13 protein-coding genes are annotated in these 14,942 nt (G+C 66.5%); 5 read left to right on the top strand and 8 right to left on the bottom strand.

Annotated features, from left to right (window positions below; all coding sequences use genetic code 11):
* On the bottom strand, window positions 1-1,495 hold a 1,495-nt coding region (locus tag QZ281_RS16605; protein ID WP_292230281.1), incomplete at its 3' end, for a PAS-domain containing protein.
* Between the two features lie 121 nt (window positions 1,496-1,616).
* On the opposite strand from QZ281_RS16605, the gene QZ281_RS16600 reads away from it, so the two are divergent.
* Window positions 1,617-2,015 carry a metallopeptidase family protein gene (locus tag QZ281_RS16600; RefSeq protein WP_201098403.1) on the top strand — a complete coding sequence of 133 codons (399 nt, stop codon included), beginning with the start codon at window positions 1,617-1,619 and terminating at the stop codon, window positions 2,013-2,015.
* Between the two features lie 5 nt (window positions 2,016-2,020).
* On the opposite strand, the gene mutM is transcribed toward QZ281_RS16600, so the two are convergent.
* Window positions 2,021-2,884, bottom strand: a complete 864-nt coding sequence (gene mutM, locus QZ281_RS16595) for a bifunctional DNA-formamidopyrimidine glycosylase/DNA-(apurinic or apyrimidinic site) lyase (RefSeq protein WP_292230283.1) — start codon at window positions 2,882-2,884, stop codon at window positions 2,021-2,023.
* A 138-nt stretch (window positions 2,885-3,022) separates the two neighbouring features.
* Between mutM and QZ281_RS16590 the strand changes: the two genes are divergently transcribed.
* From QZ281_RS16590 to typA, 3 genes are all read left to right on the top strand, one after another.
* A complete protein-coding gene (locus QZ281_RS16590; protein ID WP_292230278.1) occupies window positions 3,023-3,826 on the top strand; it encodes a phosphatase PAP2 family protein in 804 nt (267 codons plus the stop codon).
* A 67-nt stretch (window positions 3,827-3,893) separates the two neighbouring features.
* Entirely contained in the window at window positions 3,894-5,957 is a 2,064-nt protein-coding gene (locus QZ281_RS16585) for an oligopeptide transporter, OPT family (protein ID WP_292230276.1), read from the top strand.
* A 232-nt stretch (window positions 5,958-6,189) separates the two neighbouring features.
* Complete coding sequence (typA, locus tag QZ281_RS16580; protein WP_292230274.1) at window positions 6,190-8,022, top strand: translational GTPase TypA; 1,833 nt, start codon at window positions 6,190-6,192, stop codon at window positions 8,020-8,022.
* 222 nt (window positions 8,023-8,244) lie between these two features.
* On the opposite strand, the gene lpdA is transcribed toward typA, so the two are convergent.
* From lpdA to QZ281_RS16550, 6 genes are all read right to left on the bottom strand, one after another.
* Window positions 8,245-9,651, bottom strand: coding sequence for a dihydrolipoyl dehydrogenase (gene lpdA, locus QZ281_RS16575; RefSeq protein WP_292230272.1), 1,407 nt, complete (start codon window positions 9,649-9,651; stop codon window positions 8,245-8,247).
* A gap of 141 nt (window positions 9,652-9,792) precedes the next feature.
* On the bottom strand, window positions 9,793-10,065 hold the full coding sequence (locus tag QZ281_RS16570; RefSeq protein ID WP_292230270.1) for an HPr family phosphocarrier protein: 273 nt from the start codon (window positions 10,063-10,065) through the stop codon (window positions 9,793-9,795).
* Window positions 10,062-10,466, bottom strand: a complete 405-nt coding sequence (locus QZ281_RS16565; RefSeq protein ID WP_201098390.1) for a PTS sugar transporter subunit IIA — start codon at window positions 10,464-10,466, stop codon at window positions 10,062-10,064. The genes QZ281_RS16570 and QZ281_RS16565 overlap by 4 nt, the downstream gene beginning before the upstream one ends.
* Before the next feature lie 119 nt (window positions 10,467-10,585).
* Window positions 10,586-11,014 (bottom strand): serine kinase, encoded by a 429-nt coding sequence (locus tag QZ281_RS16560; RefSeq protein ID WP_292230268.1) that lies wholly within the window; start codon window positions 11,012-11,014, stop codon window positions 10,586-10,588.
* The gene (locus tag QZ281_RS16555; protein ID WP_292230267.1) at window positions 11,011-12,639 is read right to left on the bottom strand and encodes an ATP-binding protein; all 1,629 of its coding nucleotides are present in this window, start codon (window positions 12,637-12,639) and stop codon (window positions 11,011-11,013) included. The genes QZ281_RS16560 and QZ281_RS16555 overlap by 4 nt, the downstream gene beginning before the upstream one ends.
* Window positions 12,608-13,312: a response regulator transcription factor gene (locus QZ281_RS16550; RefSeq protein ID WP_201098386.1), complete on the bottom strand. Its 705-nt coding sequence runs from the start codon at window positions 13,310-13,312 to the stop codon at window positions 12,608-12,610. The genes QZ281_RS16555 and QZ281_RS16550 overlap by 32 nt, the downstream gene beginning before the upstream one ends.
* Window positions 13,313-13,520: 208 nt before the next feature.
* On the opposite strand from QZ281_RS16550, the gene QZ281_RS16545 reads away from it, so the two are divergent.
* Window positions 13,521-14,942, top strand: a 1,422-nt coding sequence (locus tag QZ281_RS16545) for a hypothetical protein (RefSeq protein WP_292230266.1), incomplete at its 3' end; no start/stop codon positions are given.

Below are 14,942 nucleotides of genomic sequence, written 5' to 3'. Positions count from 1 at the left end.
AAGAGACAGCGTCGGTGGTGCGGCCCTCGCCCGAAATGGCCACGCGGCTTTCAGGATCGGGATCGGCGACGCGCGCCTTCAGGCCCAGCCATAGGGCCGGATCGGGCAGAACCTGTTTACACAGCTCGGCCAGGGCGTTGAACTCGGTCGCCGCCTCGATCTGGACACCGGTCAGGCGCCAGAAGCCCTCGAACGCTTCGTTATGAAGGCGCAGGCGACCGTCCGATCCGAATACGGCGACGGCGTCGTTCAGCTTGTCCAGCGTGGCGCGCTGGACCTGAAGCTGGGCGTTGAAGCGGCTGCGCAGCTGCAGCTCGTCGGTGATGTCCGAGAAGATCAGCAGGATGCCGCCCAGCGGGTGGGGTTGGCGCACCACGCGCAGGGTGCGCCCGTCCGGCAGGGACCAGCTGTCGTCGGGCGAGGCCTCGGACGCCTCATAGAACTGAAGCTCGCGCGCCTTCCAGCCTGCGTAGTCGACCACTTCAGGCAGGCGGCGGCGCTGGCGCAGGCGGTCCAGCAACTCGGCGTGGGTCGGGCGTTCATCCAGCCAGGCCGGATCGATGTCGAACAGGGTCTGGAAGGCGGTGTTGTGGAAGGCCAGACGCTTGGACGGGCCGAAGATGGCCACGGCGTCGGCCAGATGGTTCAGGGTCTCGTCATGGGCCTCGACGTGACGGCGCAGGTTGTCACGGGTCTCTTCGGCCTCGGTGACCTCTATGGCGAAGACGGTGACGGCGCCCCCGCCCGCCGGTTCAGCGATGATGCGCCAGGCGCGCCGCGCGCCGCCGCCGGTCGTCCAGCGGAAGCCCTCCTGCCGCACGCCCAGACGCCCTGTTTCGGCGGCCAGAGCGTCGGCGCCCCGGTCGAAGCTGAGGTTCTTCTCCAGCGCCTGTTCGATGGTTTCGGCCCCGACCTCGATCAGCCAGGCGCGGTTGGCCCACGCCAGCTTTCCGGCGCCGTCCACGACCCAGGTCGGCGTCGGTGAGGCGTCGGCCAGCAGGGCCAGGCCGCTCTCGACCGCTTCGCTGCCGGTCAGGGTCAGGCTGGAGGCTGGCGACAGCCGCACCCAGGCGACGCCGCCCGCGACGCGGCCCTCGATCCGCCACGGCTCATGGTCCAGCGTCAGCAGACCCTCGAAGGCCTCGCCTGTATGGACCAGGGCCTCAATCAGGGCGGCGTGGGTTTCGGCCAGTCGGGCCAGTATGGCCTCGCCCGGATCGACGGTTTCGTCGGACAGGCGGGCGATCAGTTCGGCAGGGCCGATGGGATCGCCCGCAGGACGACCTTCGGGCGTCAGCGGCAGGCTGACGTCGTCAAAGGCGCGCAACATGCTCTCATGGCGGCCCAGTTCGGCCAGGGCGTCGGCGCATTTGTCCTGAGCCAGGTCGCTGGCGGAGGCCAGGCGCGCGCGCAGGCGCACGGCCCAGGCGCTGACGGCCAGCGCCAGCCCGGCGGCCCCTGCTGTGGCGACATAGGCGATGTCGGCCTCGGCCATGTGTCTCCCTGCGACGCGATTCGCGGTTAACATACCCCAGTCGCGCGAATTTGCGCCTTTTCCGTTGCAGCGTCATCACGTCCGATTGCAGCCCTGCGTCAGGACGACGATATCGGTGGGCATGACCGACGTTTTCGCCCCCTCCCTCGACGACTTCGCCCGGTTGGCCCGCGAGGCCTTCGACGCCCTGCCCGCCCCCTTCCGGCAGGCGGCGGGCGAGGTGGTGTTCCGCATAGACGACTTCGCCGACGAACAGACGCTGAAGGATCTGGAGATCGAGGATCCGTTTGAACTGACGGGGCTCTATCACGGCGTGGACATCGGCAGCCGCGACGGTCTTGGTCCGGCGTTCGAACCATCGCGGGTGTTCCTGTACCGCCGCCCCATTCTGGACGAGTGGTGTGAACGCGGCGACGTGGGGCTGGCCGAACTGATCGCCCATGTGCTGGTTCACGAGATCGGCCACCACTTCGGGCTGAGCGATGATGACATTCACGCCATTGAGGACGCGGCGGATTAGGGACGCTACGTCTTCTGGCAGACGGGGCAGTAGAAGGTCGAACGGCCGCCTTGGACGACGCGGGCGACGGTCCCCTTGCAGCTCTCGGTGCGGCAGGGCTCGCCTTCGCGGCCATAGACGTCGAAACGATGCTGGAAATAGCCCTGCCCGCCCTCGACATTGGCGAAGTCCTTCAGGGTGGAGCCGCCCGCCGCGATGGCGTCGTTCAGCACATTGCGCACCTCGGTCGCCAACCGCTCCAACCGGGGCCGGGACAATGATCCTGCCGCGACCAGAGGCGAGATGCGGGCGCGGTAGAGCGCCTCGCAGACATAGATATTGCCCAGGCCGGACACGACCCGCTGGTCCAGCAGCGACACCTTGATGTTCTGTTTCTTGCCGTCGAAAGCCTCGGCCAGATGGGCGCCGGAGAAGCTGTTGCCCAGGGGTTCGGGACCAAGCCCCGCGAACCAGGGGTGCAGGTCGATGCTGGCGGTGGGGATCAGGCCCATGAAGCCGAAGCGGCGTGCGTCGGCGTATCCGATGCGGGTGGCCACGTCGTCGCGCACCGCGCAGGCGCTGAAATGTTCGTGCTTGCCTGCGATGGGCGCCGGTTCCTCGAACTCGCCCAACTGCAGGCCGTCCAGGGTGAACCGTCCGGTCATGCCCAGATGGGTGATCCAGGTGTCGCCGGTCGACAGGGGCGCCAGCAGATATTTGGCGCGGCGGTCGATGCGCTGGACCACGGCGCCCTCCAGCCGGTCGATGAACTGGTCCGGGAAGGGAAAACGCAAATCGGGCCGGTTGATCCGCACACGCGACAGACGCGCCCCCTCCAGCACCGGCGTCAGGCCGCGTCGGACGGTTTCGACCTCAGGAAGTTCAGGCATGGCGCAGTGGTAGCTTTTCGTCGCCGTCAGGCCAAGACCGCCGTCAGGTCGGCGCTCCGACATGAAACCGCATCCGAACCCTCATGCGCCTGACATGCGGTTCGGCCAGAAGCCTGCCCAGCATCGCCTGGGGGGGCCATGATCCGCATCCACACCGAGGGCCGCATTCGGTCAGCCCTGACACGCGCGGTCACGCTGATCTTGCGCCAACGTCCGTGGCGGGCGGTGACGGCGGAAGAGGCGGCGATACTGGCGGCTGCGGCCATAGTGGGCTTGAGCGTCTATTTCCTGATGTTCCCGGACGTGGACATCGCAGTCAGCCGCCTGTTCTACCGGCCTGACGCCGGTTTCACCCTGGCCGGAAACTGGGTGCTGCGGGGGCTGAGGAAAAGTTCGACCTTCGTGATGGTCCTGATGTTGCTGGGGGCGGCTGGGCGGATCGTCTGGCGGCTGAACCGGGGGCGGACGGTGCGGGTGCGGGTGCGCAGGCTGATCTTCGCAATCGCCGCCCTGGCGGTCGGACCCGGTCTGGTCGTCAATCTGGTGTTCAAGGACCTGTGGGGCCGCGCCCGACCGGTGCAGACCGACCTGTTCGGGGGCGCGGGACAGTTCACGCCTGTCTGGGCGCCCAGCGACGCCTGCCAGACCAACTGTTCCTTTGTGTCGGGCGAAGGGTCGGGCGCGGCCTGGATGGTCGGGGCGGCGATGGTGCTGACGCCGGTGGCGTGGCGGCCCTGGGCCCTGCCGCTCATGGCGATCTATGGTTTCGCCCTGTCGATGAACCGGCTGGCGTTCGGGGGGCATTATCTGTCGGACATACTGCTGTCCTGGGCGTTGACGGCGGTGGTCATGGCTGCCCTGTATCAGCTGATGTGCGGCGCGCCCTACAGGGTCTGGGCGCCGATCCGCAGGGGTGTTCGCGCGCTTTCGTCGTCGGCTTGACCACGACGCCCTGTTGCCGCCTGCGTCATTCTGCGCTTACGGTCCCGGCAAACGTGGGAATTCTTCAATGACTGACAATACCGCCGCAACGCCAAAGCCTGGCGGCAAGCGGCTAGAACTGACGCTCCGCTCGCTGGTGCTGGGCTGTTTGCTGGCCGTGGTCTTCACCGCCGCCAACACCTATCTGGGCCTGCTGGTCGGTCTGACCTTCGCCTCGGCCATCCCGGCGGCGGTCATTTCGATGGCCATCCTGCGGATCTTCCGCACCTCGACCATCTGGGAGAACATGACGGTGCAGACCGTCGCCTCGGTCGGCGGCGCGATGAGCTCGATCATCTTCGTCCTGCCCGGTCTGGTGATGATCGGCTGGTGGCTGGAGTTCCCGTTCTGGCAGTCGGTCGCCATCTGTATCCTGGGCGGCATTCTGGGGGTGACCTTCTCCATCCCGCTGCGTCGCGCCCTGGTCACCAACGGCGGCCTGCCCTACCCCGAAGGCGTCGCCGCCGCCGAGGTGCTGAAGGTCGGTTCGCGCGGGGCTGAACAGACCGAGAGCGCAGTTCGCGAGAACAAGTCGGGTCTGTGGATCGTCGTTGCGGGCGCCGTGGTTTCGGCCGGTTATTCCCTGCTGGTCGCAGGCCGCGTCTTCGCCGGTGAAGCCGCCAAATTCATCAAACTGCCTGCCGCGCTCGGTGGCGGCGCCACGGGCATGGGCTTTGGCATGCAGTTCGCCCTGTTGGGCGCCGGCCACCTGATCGGTCTAACCGTCGGTCTGGCCCAGTTGTTCGGCCTGATCCTGGCCTGGGGCATTGCAGTGCCGCTGTTGACCAGCCCTGACACGGTCGCCTGGCTGACGGCGCACGGCATTCCTTCGATCGCCGGAACCCTGCCTGCCGGCGCCCACGCCGAGCAGTTGGCCATGACGGTCTGGAGCCGTGAAGTCCGCTTCATGGGGGCAGGCGTCATCGGCGTCGCCGCCATCTGGACCCTGATCAAACTGGCCGGACCTCTGGTCGCAGGTCTGGCCTCGGCCCTGGCCGCCAACGCCAAGCGTGAGCATGGCGAAGTGCTGGACCGCACGGAACAGGACCTGCCGATTAAGCTGGTCGGTTCGATCTCGGTGGTCTGCCTGATCGGCATCGCCGGTCTGCTGGCCTGGTTCGCCCAGAGCGCCCCTGCCCTGGCGTCGTCCACGCCGCTGCTGGTGATCGGCGGCCTGGTCTATGTGGTGCTGATCGGTTTCGCCGTGGCGGCCATCTGCGGCTACATGGCCGGTCTGATCGGTTCGTCGAACAGTCCTGTGTCGGGCGTCGGCATCCTGGCCATCATCATCGCCTCGCTGCTGATGCTGGGCGTCATGGCCATTGCAGGCGTGCCTGCTGACCCGTCGATCATCGCCTTCGCCCTGATCGTGACGGCGGTGGTCTTCTCGGTCGCTGTCATCGCCAACGACAACCTGCAGGACCTGAAGACCGGCCAACTGGTCGAGGCCACGCCGTGGCGTCAGCAGACGGCCCTGATCGTCGGCGTCGCCGCCGGCGCCCTGGTCATCCCCTTCATCCTGAACCTGCTGAACCAGGCGTTCGGCTTCGAAGGCGGCCCGGCGGCCATCGTCGAGGGCACCAAGACCCTGGCGGCGCCGCAGGCCACCCTGATCTCGGCCCTGGCGCGCGGCGTCATCGGCGGCGATCTGCGCTGGGACCTGATCGGTCTGGGCGCGGCCATCGGTCTGGTCATCATCGTGCTGGACGCGGTGCTGGAGAAGGCGACCAACAAGAAGGTCAAACTGCCGCCTCTGGCCGTCGGCATCGGCTTCTATCTGCCCGCCGCCGTCACGACCATGCTGGTCATCGGCGCCGTCTGCGGCTGGCTGTACGACCGGGCTTCGCGCTCGACCCGCTATGCCGATGTGGCGCGCCGCATGGGCGTGCTGCTGGCCTCGGGTCTGATCGTGGGCGAAAGCCTGTTCGGCGTGCTGACGGCGGGCGTCATCGTCTCGACCCGCAGCGACGCGCCGTTCGCCATGCTGCCAGCGGATTCCGCATGGCCCGCCATGCTGGCGGGCGTCGTCGGCTTCTTCGTGCTGACCTTTGCGCTGTACCGCTGGGCCATCACGCGGGCCGCCAAGGTCTGATGCCTTAGGGCTGGAAATATCGCGGATGGGGGCGGCGGACACAGGTCCGCCGCCCTTTTTCGTTTGTGCGCGCACGGATCATCCGCAGCGATAATCCGACCGGGAGATTTCACCGCACTGGCGTTTTGGCGCTGAGGGCTGTAAGAGGCCGCCTGAAATCCTTCCCACATCTGCATCTTGTTGCAGCGGCGCGGCCTTTTCCGTGACCGAACACAGTCCGCCCGAGCCCGATATGAACCTTCGTAACGTCGCTATTATCGCCCACGTTGACCACGGCAAGACGACCATGGTTGACGCGCTTCTCGCCCAATCCGGCGTCTTCCGAGCCAACGAGGCCACGACTGAGCGCGCCATGGACTCCGGCGATCAGGAAAAAGAACGCGGCATCACCATCCTGGCCAAGTGCACCTCGGTGCTCTGGAACGGCAAGGCGGGCGAAACCCGCATCAACATCATCGACACCCCCGGTCACGCCGACTTCGGCGGTGAAGTCGAGCGCATCCTGGGCATGGTGGACGGCTGCGTCATCCTGGTCGACGCCGAAGAGGGCGTCATGCCCCAGACCAAGTTCGTGCTGACCAAGGCGCTGAAGATGGGCCTGCGCCCGATCCTGTGCATCAACAAGGTCGACCGCGCCCACGCCGATCCGGACCGCGTCCACAACGAAACCTTCGACCTGTTCGCCGCCATCGGCGCGACGGACGAGCAACTGGACTTCCCGCACATCTACGCCTCGGGCCGCAGCGGCTGGGCGACGCTGGATCTGAACGTCCCCAGCGACAACCTGCACCCGCTGTTCGACCTGATCGTCGAGCACGTCCCGGCGCCCAAGGTTCAGGAAAACCGCGACAAGCCGTTCCAGATGCTGAACGTCCTGATCGAAAGCGACCCGTTCCTGGGCCGCCTGCTGACCGGCCGCATCCAGTCCGGCAAGGCTGTTCCCGGCATGGCCATCCACGCCCTGGACCGTGACGGCAAGGAAATCGAACGCGGCCGCATCACCAAGGTTCTGGCCTTCCGCGGCCTGAAGCGTCAGGCTCTGGACGAGGGTTCGGAAGCAGGCGACATCGTCGCCATCGCCGGCATGTCCAAGGCCACCGTGGCTGACACCCTGTGCGCCATGGAAGTCACCGACGCCCTGCCCGCCCAGCCGATCGATCCCCCGACCATCTCGATGACGGTTTCGGTGAACGACAGCCCGCTGGCCGGTCGCGAAGGCGACAAGGTCCAGTCGCGCGTCATCCGTGACCGCCTGCTGAAGGAAGCCGAAGCCAACGTCGCCATCCGCGTGACCACGACCGAAGGCGGCGACGCCTATGAGGTTGCCGGCCGTGGCGAACTGCAGCTGGGCGTTCTGATTGAAAACATGCGCCGCGAAGGCTTCGAGGTCTCGATCTCGCGTCCGCGCGTGGTCTTCAAGACTGGCGAGAACGGCGAGCGTCTGGAGCCGATCGAAGACGTCATGATCGACGTGGACGATGAGTTCTCGGGCATCGTCATTGAGAAGCTGTCGGCCCGTAAGGCTGAAATGACCGACATGGGCCCGTCGGGCGCAGGCAAGACCCGCATCCAGCTGAAGTGCCCGTCGCGTTCGCTGATCGGCTATCAGGGCGAGTTCCTGACCGATACGCGCGGCTCGGGCGTGCTGAACCGCGTGTTCAGCCACTATGAAGCGCACAAGGGCGAGATCGCTGGCCGTCTGAAGGGCGTGCTGATCTCGAACTCGGACGGCGACACGGCGGCCTTCGCCCTGTGGAACCTGGAAGACCGCGGCGTCATGTTCGTGGGCGCGGGCGAAAAGACCTATCAGGGCATGATCATCGGCGAGAACAGCCGTTGGGACGACCTGGACGTCAACCCGATCAAGGGTAAGCAACTGACCAACGTTCGCGCCTCGGGCAAGGACGAGTCGGTCCGCCTGACGCCGCCGCGCCAGATGTCGCTGGAACAGGCCATCGCCTACATCGATGACGATGAGCTGGTTGAAGTGACGCCGAAGTCGATCCGCCTGCGCAAGCAGACGCTGAACCCCTCGTTCCGCAAGAAGCGCGTTCGTCCGGAGTAGTCGAGGCGACTTCCTTCTCCCGTTGGGAGAAGGTGGCCCGAAGGGTCGGATGAGGGTTCTGCGGCGGACCAGTCCGGATGTAGGACCCTCACCCTTTCGCGCCAGAACGACGGCTATGCCGCCGTGCGCTCAAGCCCTCTCCCGCCGGGAGAGGGATGCACAAAGAAAAACGGCGCGCCCCGCAAGGAGCGCGCCGTTTCTGTTTTCAGCGATGCAGCCCGATCAGGCTTGCATGGCCCAGCCTTCGACATCCATGGCGGCCTGACGCACGGCTTCCGAACGGGTCGGGTGGGCGTGGCAGGTGCGGGCGATGTCTTCCGACGCGCCGCCGAAGCTCATGGTGATGGCGGCTTCGTGGATCATCTCGCCAGCCTGCGGGCCGATGATGTGGACGCCCAGAACCTTGTCCGTGGCGGCGTCGGCCAGCACCTTCACGAAGCCATCGGTCTCGTGATTGATCTTGGCGCGGCTGTTGGCGATGAAGGGGAACTTGCCCTTCTTGTAGTTGACGCCAGCAGCCTTGAGCTGTTCCTCGGTCTGGCCGACCCACGAGACTTCCGGGGCCGTGTAGACGACGCTGGGAACCAGGGCGTAGTCGACGTGGCCGTACTTGCCCGCGATGATGTCGATGGCGGCGACGGCGTCTTCTTCCGCCTTGTGCGCCAGCATTGGACCGTGGGTCACGTCGCCGATCACCCACACGCCGTCAGCGACCTTGAAGTGGTCGTGGTCGATGAAGCCGCGCTTGTCAGCCGTGACGCCCACGTTCTCCAGACCCAGGCCGTCCGTGTAGGGACGACGGCCGATGGCGACCAGGACGACGTCGCCCTTGATCGTTTCCGCAGCGCCGCCTGCCGACGGTTCGACCGTCAGTTCAACGCCGTCCTTGCCCGACTTGGCGGCCGTGACCTTGGCGCCCAGTTTGAACTTCATGCCCTGTTTGGTCAGGGTGCGCTGGAAGGTGGTGGCGACCTCGGTGTCCATGCCGGGCGTGATGCGGTCCAGGAACTCGACCACGGTGACCTCTGCGCCCAGACGGCGCCAGACCGAACCCAGCTCCAGACCGATGATGCCCGCGCCGACCACGATCAGCTTCTTGGGCACCGACGGCAGCGACAGGGCGCCGGTGGAGTCGATGACCTTGCCCGCCTCGAAGGCGACGCCCGGCAGCGGGGTCGGCTCGGAGCCGGTGGCGATGACGATGTTCTTGGTTTCCAGCGTCTGGATCGAACCGTCCTCGGCCGTGACTTCGACCTTGCCCTTGCCGACGATCTTGCCCTTGCCCTTGATCCAGTCGGCCTTGTTCTTCTTGAACAGGAACTCGATGCCCTTGGTCAGGCCCAGGACGCTCTCGTCCTTGGACTTCTGCATCTGGGCCAGGTTCAGCTTGGGCGAGACCTCGATGCCGATCTTGGCGAACTCGCCGTTGGCGGCTTCCCACAGTTCCGAGGCATGCAGCAGGGCCTTGGACGGCATGCAGCCGACGTTCAGGCAGGTGCCGCCCAGTGTGCCGCGCATTTCGACGCAGGCGACCTTCAGGCCCAACTGACCGGCGCGGATCGCGGCGTTATAGCCGCCCGGCCCTCCGCCGATGATGACGACGTCGTAGGGAGCGGGGGCTTCGGCCATGATATCCTCTGATCGTTCAGCGCTTGCGATGCTGCGCGGGGCTTAGGCGCCAGACCCGTCGGGGTCAACCGCCGCGCTCCATATGGGGACGGGTTTGCGACCTTTGGAGGGGCCTGTGGCGTTTGCGTCGCCGGACGCGCCCTATTGGTCTTCGTCGAACTTACGCGCGACCAGATCGCGCAGGGCCTCGATAGCCTCGTCGGCGTCCGGGCCTTCAGCCGAGACATCGATGCTGCAGCCGATGCCGGCGCCCAGCATCAACAGCCCCATGATCGAGCGTGCGTCCACGGTCACGCCGTCGCGGGTGACCTGGATCTCGCTTTCGAAGCTGGAGGCCAGTTTGACGAACTTGGCCGAGGCGCGGGCGTGCAGACCGCGCGTGTTGCAGATGTCGAACCGGGCCTCTGTGCTCATTTTTCGCCCGCAAGAACCCAGGACGCGACTGAGATGTATTTGCGCCCCGCATCCTGGGCGTGGGCGACGCAGGCCTCCAGCGTCTCGCGGCTGCGCACGCTGGCCAGCTTGATCAGCATGGGCAGGTTCAGCCCGGCGATGACCTCGGCCTTGGTCTGCTCCATCACCGAGATGGCCAGGTTGGAGGGGGTGCCGCCGAACATGTCGGTCAGCAGGATGACGCCGTCGCCGTCGTCCACGGCCGCAGCCGCGTCGACGATGTCGCGACGGCGACGCTCCATGTCGTCTTCGGGGCCGATGCAGATGGCCGCGACGCCGCGTTGCGGGCCGACCACATGCTCCATCGCCGAAAGAAATTCTGACGCCAGTCCCCCGTGGGTGACGATGACCAGACCGATCATAAGGACTTCACTCGCAACCCGCCCAAACCGTCCCAGCACGTCGACTTCGCCCCGGCTGGCGCCCGGACGCGCCCGCTCAGGACCGCAAGAGGCCTGTCATAGACCCGTTATCTGTAGGGTCAAAGCGTAAGCAACGCCGCATCGACCATGTCGGGGGCCGAAGGCAGGCGCGGGTCGAGGGCGAACAGGGGCAGGTCCACCCCTTCGAAACGCCGTGTTTGCGGCTCTGGAAGCCGTTCCACCGCCTCTGGCAGACAGGCGACGGCCAGGACGACTCTGGCGATCAAACGTGTCTCGACGGACACGATTCCCACGCCACGCGCCTCGATTTTCCCCGCGATCTGCACGGGCGCCGTGGCATAGACCGCGCCTTCAGACGCCCAGACGCGGGTGTAGTCGTCGCTGACCAGCTTCCAGCCGCGCCCGATCAGGCGCAGGCCCAGATCGCTCTTGCCCGCGCCGGATGGGCCCAGCAGCATCACCGCCCGCCAGCCGTCCGGGCCGAAACGGGCGACCGTGGTGGCGTGGACGGGCTGGACCTGGGTCATGCGCGTTTGCCCACCGCAGGCAGGGCGATCACGAACCGGGCGCCGAGAACCGCTCCGGTCTCATCCAGCCGGTTTTCGGCCCAGGCGCGGCCGCCGTGCGCCTCGGCGATCTGGCGCACGATGGACAGGCCAAGGCCTGAGTTTGAGCCGAAGGCCGCCCCCTTGGGCCGCGAGGTGTAGAAGCGTTCGAACACCGTCTCCAGGTTTTCAGCCGGTATGCCGGGGCCGTCGTCCTCGACGCGGATGTGGATCGGCTGGTCGCCATCGGTCTCTTCCAGCGTCACGCGCACCACGCCGTCGGCGGGACTGAACGAGCGGGCGTTGTCGATCAGGTTGCGGAACACCTGACCCAGAGGTCCGTCGCGGCCCATGACGCGCAGGAAGTCCTGCGGTTGGGACAGATGCACCGGAATGTCGCCCGGCTTGGCCGTGGTCTCATAGACGCCGACGATGTCGCCCAGCAGCTTGTTCAGTTCGATGGCGCGCGGGCGGTCGCGGGACAGCTCAGCGTCCAGACGCGAGGCGTTGGAGATGTCGGTGATCAGCCGGTCCAGACGCCGCACGTCCTGCTGCAGCAGGTTGGTCAGCTTGTCGCGATGCTCGTCCGTCTTGACCAGAGGCAGGGTCTCCAGCGCCGAGCGGATCGAAGTCAGGGGGTTCTTGATCTCGTGCGAGACATCGGCGGCGAAGCGTTCGATGGCGTCCATCCGCGTCGACAGGGTGTCGGTCATGGATTCCAGGGACCGGGCCAGATCGCCGATCTCGTCCTTGCGGTCTTCAAGATCGGGTAGGGAGATGGCGCGGGCGCGTTGCAGCTTCACCTGATCCGCCGCCGCCGACAGACGCATGACCGGGCGGGCCACGAACAGGTGCAGCATCAGTGACGCCAGAAGGTTCACCCCCAGCGCCACCAGGGCGAAGGGCATCAGGGCGCGGCGTTGGGCGCTGAGGATTTCATCGACATTGCCCGCCTCGACGGTCAGGGCGCCCAGCACCTGACGCACGTGGCGCACAGGGATGGTGACCGAGACGACGCGCTCGCCCTGTTCATTGCGGCGGACAGTGACGACCGAACGGCCGTCGAGGGCGCCATTGACCTCGCCCCGAATGGCGGCCTCGGCCTTTTCGGCTTCCTCCGCTTCACGCGCCTTCTTGCGGCTGTCGTCGGCGACGGGGGTTCCGGCGGCTTGCGCTGCGCCCAGAGGCTGGCCGCTGACGGCCTCGGTCACCTGATAGGAATCGACCACCAGCAGGCCGTTGCTGTCATACAAGCGCACCCGCTGCCCCGCCGGGATGAAGCGGTCGGTCAGCCAGATGGAGGCGCGCTCCAGGTCCAGTTCGGGCGTGGGGACGCCGCGCGTCACGCCTTCTTCGCGCAGGACGTTGGCCAGAAGTTCGGCCTGGACAGTCAGGGATTCCTGACGCGCCTCGATCAGCCCCTGACGCCATTCGTTCAGCAGCAGGGCGCCCCCGAACAGGATCAGCAGGCTGAGCAGGTTCAGCGACAGGATGAAACCGCCCAGCCGCGAGCCGCCGAAGCGGAAGCGTCTTCGGCGGGCGGGCGTTTCGTCCTCGGGCCTGCGCCCGGAGAGGTCAGCTTTCGCGGTAGCGGTAGCCGACGCCATACAGGGTCTCGATCGCGTCGAACTCATTGTCCACGGCGCGGAACTTCTTGCGCATCCGCTTCACGTGGCTGTCGATGGTGCGGTCGTCGACATAGACCTGATCGTCGTAGGCGGCGTCCATCAGGTTGTCGCGGCTCTTCACGAAGCCGGGGCGCTGGGCCAGGGCCTGCAGCAGCAGGAATTCGGTCACCGTCAGCTTGACCGGCTTGCCGTCCCACATGGATTCGTGGCGGGCGGGGTCAAGCGACAGCTTGCCGCGCTTGATGGCCTTGCCCGAAATGTCGGCGGTCGGTTCGGCCTCGATGCCGTCGGCGCCGGTGCGGCGCAGCAGGGCCTTCACCCGTTCGATCAGCAGGCGTTGGCTGAACGGCTTGTGGATATAGTCGTCGGCGCCGAGGTTGAAGCCGAGGATCTCGTCGATCTCCTCGTCCTTGGACGTCAGCATGATGACCGGGATCTGCGAGGTCTGACGCAGACGGCGCAGCACCTCCATGCCGTCCATGCGCGGCATCTTCACATCAAGGATCGCCAGATCCGGCGGCGTGCTTTCCAGCGCCGCAAGGCCGGCGGCCCCGTCATGATAGGCCGTGATCTTGTGGCCGTGACTTTCCAACGCCAGCGAGACGGAGGCGACGATGTTCTCGTCGTCGTCGACCAGAGTGATGTTCGCCAAAGAGCTTCTCCTGAACTTAGCGTTCCCGCGAGCGAGAACGCGCGGCAAGCGTAACCGTTCGATCTGGTTCACAATAGGGCCGTTTAATTGGGCCTTCATGACATGATTTCAACGTAAGGAGGTCCCCGCCTCCGTCGTCTCGCGGAAAATTCATCGTTCAGCCGGGTCCGCAACCGGTCTTAAAGGCTTGGCGGTTATACAGCGGACCATGGCCGGGCCGATCCATTACGAAGTCTTTGTGCGCAAGACGGTCCTGTCGGGCTGGACCTTGCTGATTGCGTCGGAGAACCGCAGGCACGCGGTCGAGACGGCGCAGGAACACATCGATTCCAAACAGGCCGTCGCCGTACGTGTCACCAAAGAGACGCTGGACCCGGATACGATGGCGTTTCAGAGTGTCGTCATTCTGAACCTCGGCATGCCGGAGCAGAAGGTGAAGACTACGACCGAAGTCGACCATCGCCCGGCCTGCAGCACGCCTGTAGAGCTTTATGCGCCCCATGCGCGCATGCTGGTGGCGCGGGTGCTGGAGGACTGGCTGAAGCGTCAGGGCGTGACGGCCTTTGAGCTGCTGCACCGACCCGATCTGGCCGAGATGCTGGAGGCGTCGGGCGTGGAGCTGCAGCACGCAGTTCAGAAGATCGCCGTGCCGGAAGCCCAGGCCTCGGGCCAGGAAGTCCACGCCATGATCCGGCACTATCAGCGGCTGGCGGACGCCACGGTGGCGCGGTTGCTGAAGGCGCGGCGGGACGGACGATTTCCGTCCCTGGACAAGACATCCGTCGCCGATGTGGCGCGCCGTCTGGTCGATGAACCGGAGCGGGTCTTTGCGATGGGGGGCGTGGTGTCGCAGGCCCTGGTCGGCAAGAAGGGCGCGCGTGCGCGTCTGGACGCCCTGATGGATCTGGTCGCCGCCGCACCGGCGGATGGACCGGAACGCGCCCTGGTGCTGGGCGCCGTCGAACAGATCGCCGCCGAGATGCTGGCGGTGCGCGCCAATGTGATCGAGATTCTGGAGCCGTCGCTGGATCTGGGCGCCAATCTGGCCGCCGTGATCCGCATGATCGCCCCGCGTGAGGTCGAGGCCCTGATCACGGTGGACGGGCGCATGGCCCGTCTGACGCCGCAGGTCGAGGGACCCGCTAGACGTCTGGGCGAACATCTGGCGGCGGGCGGCTCCTCGCTGCTGACCGCCTCGCTGACGCGGATGGTGGTGCGGGAGCTGACGGGCCAGCGTCGTCTGCGGCCCTCTGACCCGGTCGGCGAGATCGATATTCTGCGCGTGCTGGCCATGGGGCTGACCGCGTCGGCGGGACGGCTGCTCAGCCTGGAAGAGGTTCAGAACGCCTTTATCGAACGCTCCAGACGTCTGGTCGCCGCCGATTTCGTCGCCGCCTATGTCAAGGATTGCCCGACCGCTCTGGCGGAGGCCGAGCAACTGGCCCGTCTGTGTGAAAACGTCACCGGCGGGTCCAGCAAACGGGCGGCGGCGCGCTGGCTTCTGGCCTGTATCGCCGCGCTGAGGTTCGAGACCGAGATGCGGCAATCGACCCCGGGCGGCCCGACGGCGCCGCAGCGGCTGGCGACCCTGGCGAGGCTGCAGCGCTCGGTGCGCATCTCACACCTGGGC

The sequence above is a fragment of the Brevundimonas sp. genome, from assembly GCF_018608325.1.
In the GTDB taxonomy this organism is placed as follows: Bacteria; Pseudomonadota; Alphaproteobacteria; order Caulobacterales; family Caulobacteraceae; genus Brevundimonas.
This window is presented reverse-complemented; position numbering and strand designations above follow the sequence as displayed.

Coding starts and splice junctions, on each gene's coding strand:
- QZ281_RS16600 (WP_201098403.1), top strand. CDS start 1,617: ATGACCGACGTTTTCGCCCCCTCCCTCGACGACTTCGCCCGGTTGGCC.
- mutM (WP_292230283.1), bottom strand. CDS start 2,884: ATGCCTGAACTTCCTGAGGTCGAAACCGTCCGACGCGGCCTGACGCCG.
- QZ281_RS16590 (WP_292230278.1), top strand. CDS start 3,023: ATGATCCGCATCCACACCGAGGGCCGCATTCGGTCAGCCCTGACACGC.
- QZ281_RS16585 (WP_292230276.1), top strand. CDS start 3,894: ATGACTGACAATACCGCCGCAACGCCAAAGCCTGGCGGCAAGCGGCTA.
- typA (WP_292230274.1), top strand. CDS start 6,190: ATGAACCTTCGTAACGTCGCTATTATCGCCCACGTTGACCACGGCAAG.
- lpdA (WP_292230272.1), bottom strand. CDS start 9,651: ATGGCCGAAGCCCCCGCTCCCTACGACGTCGTCATCATCGGCGGAGGG.
- QZ281_RS16570 (WP_292230270.1), bottom strand. CDS start 10,065: ATGAGCACAGAGGCCCGGTTCGACATCTGCAACACGCGCGGTCTGCAC.
- QZ281_RS16565 (WP_201098390.1), bottom strand. CDS start 10,466: ATGATCGGTCTGGTCATCGTCACCCACGGGGGACTGGCGTCAGAATTT.
- QZ281_RS16560 (WP_292230268.1), bottom strand. CDS start 11,014: ATGACCCAGGTCCAGCCCGTCCACGCCACCACGGTCGCCCGTTTCGGC.
- QZ281_RS16555 (WP_292230267.1), bottom strand. CDS start 12,639: ATGGCGTCGGCTACCGCTACCGCGAAAGCTGACCTCTCCGGGCGCAGG.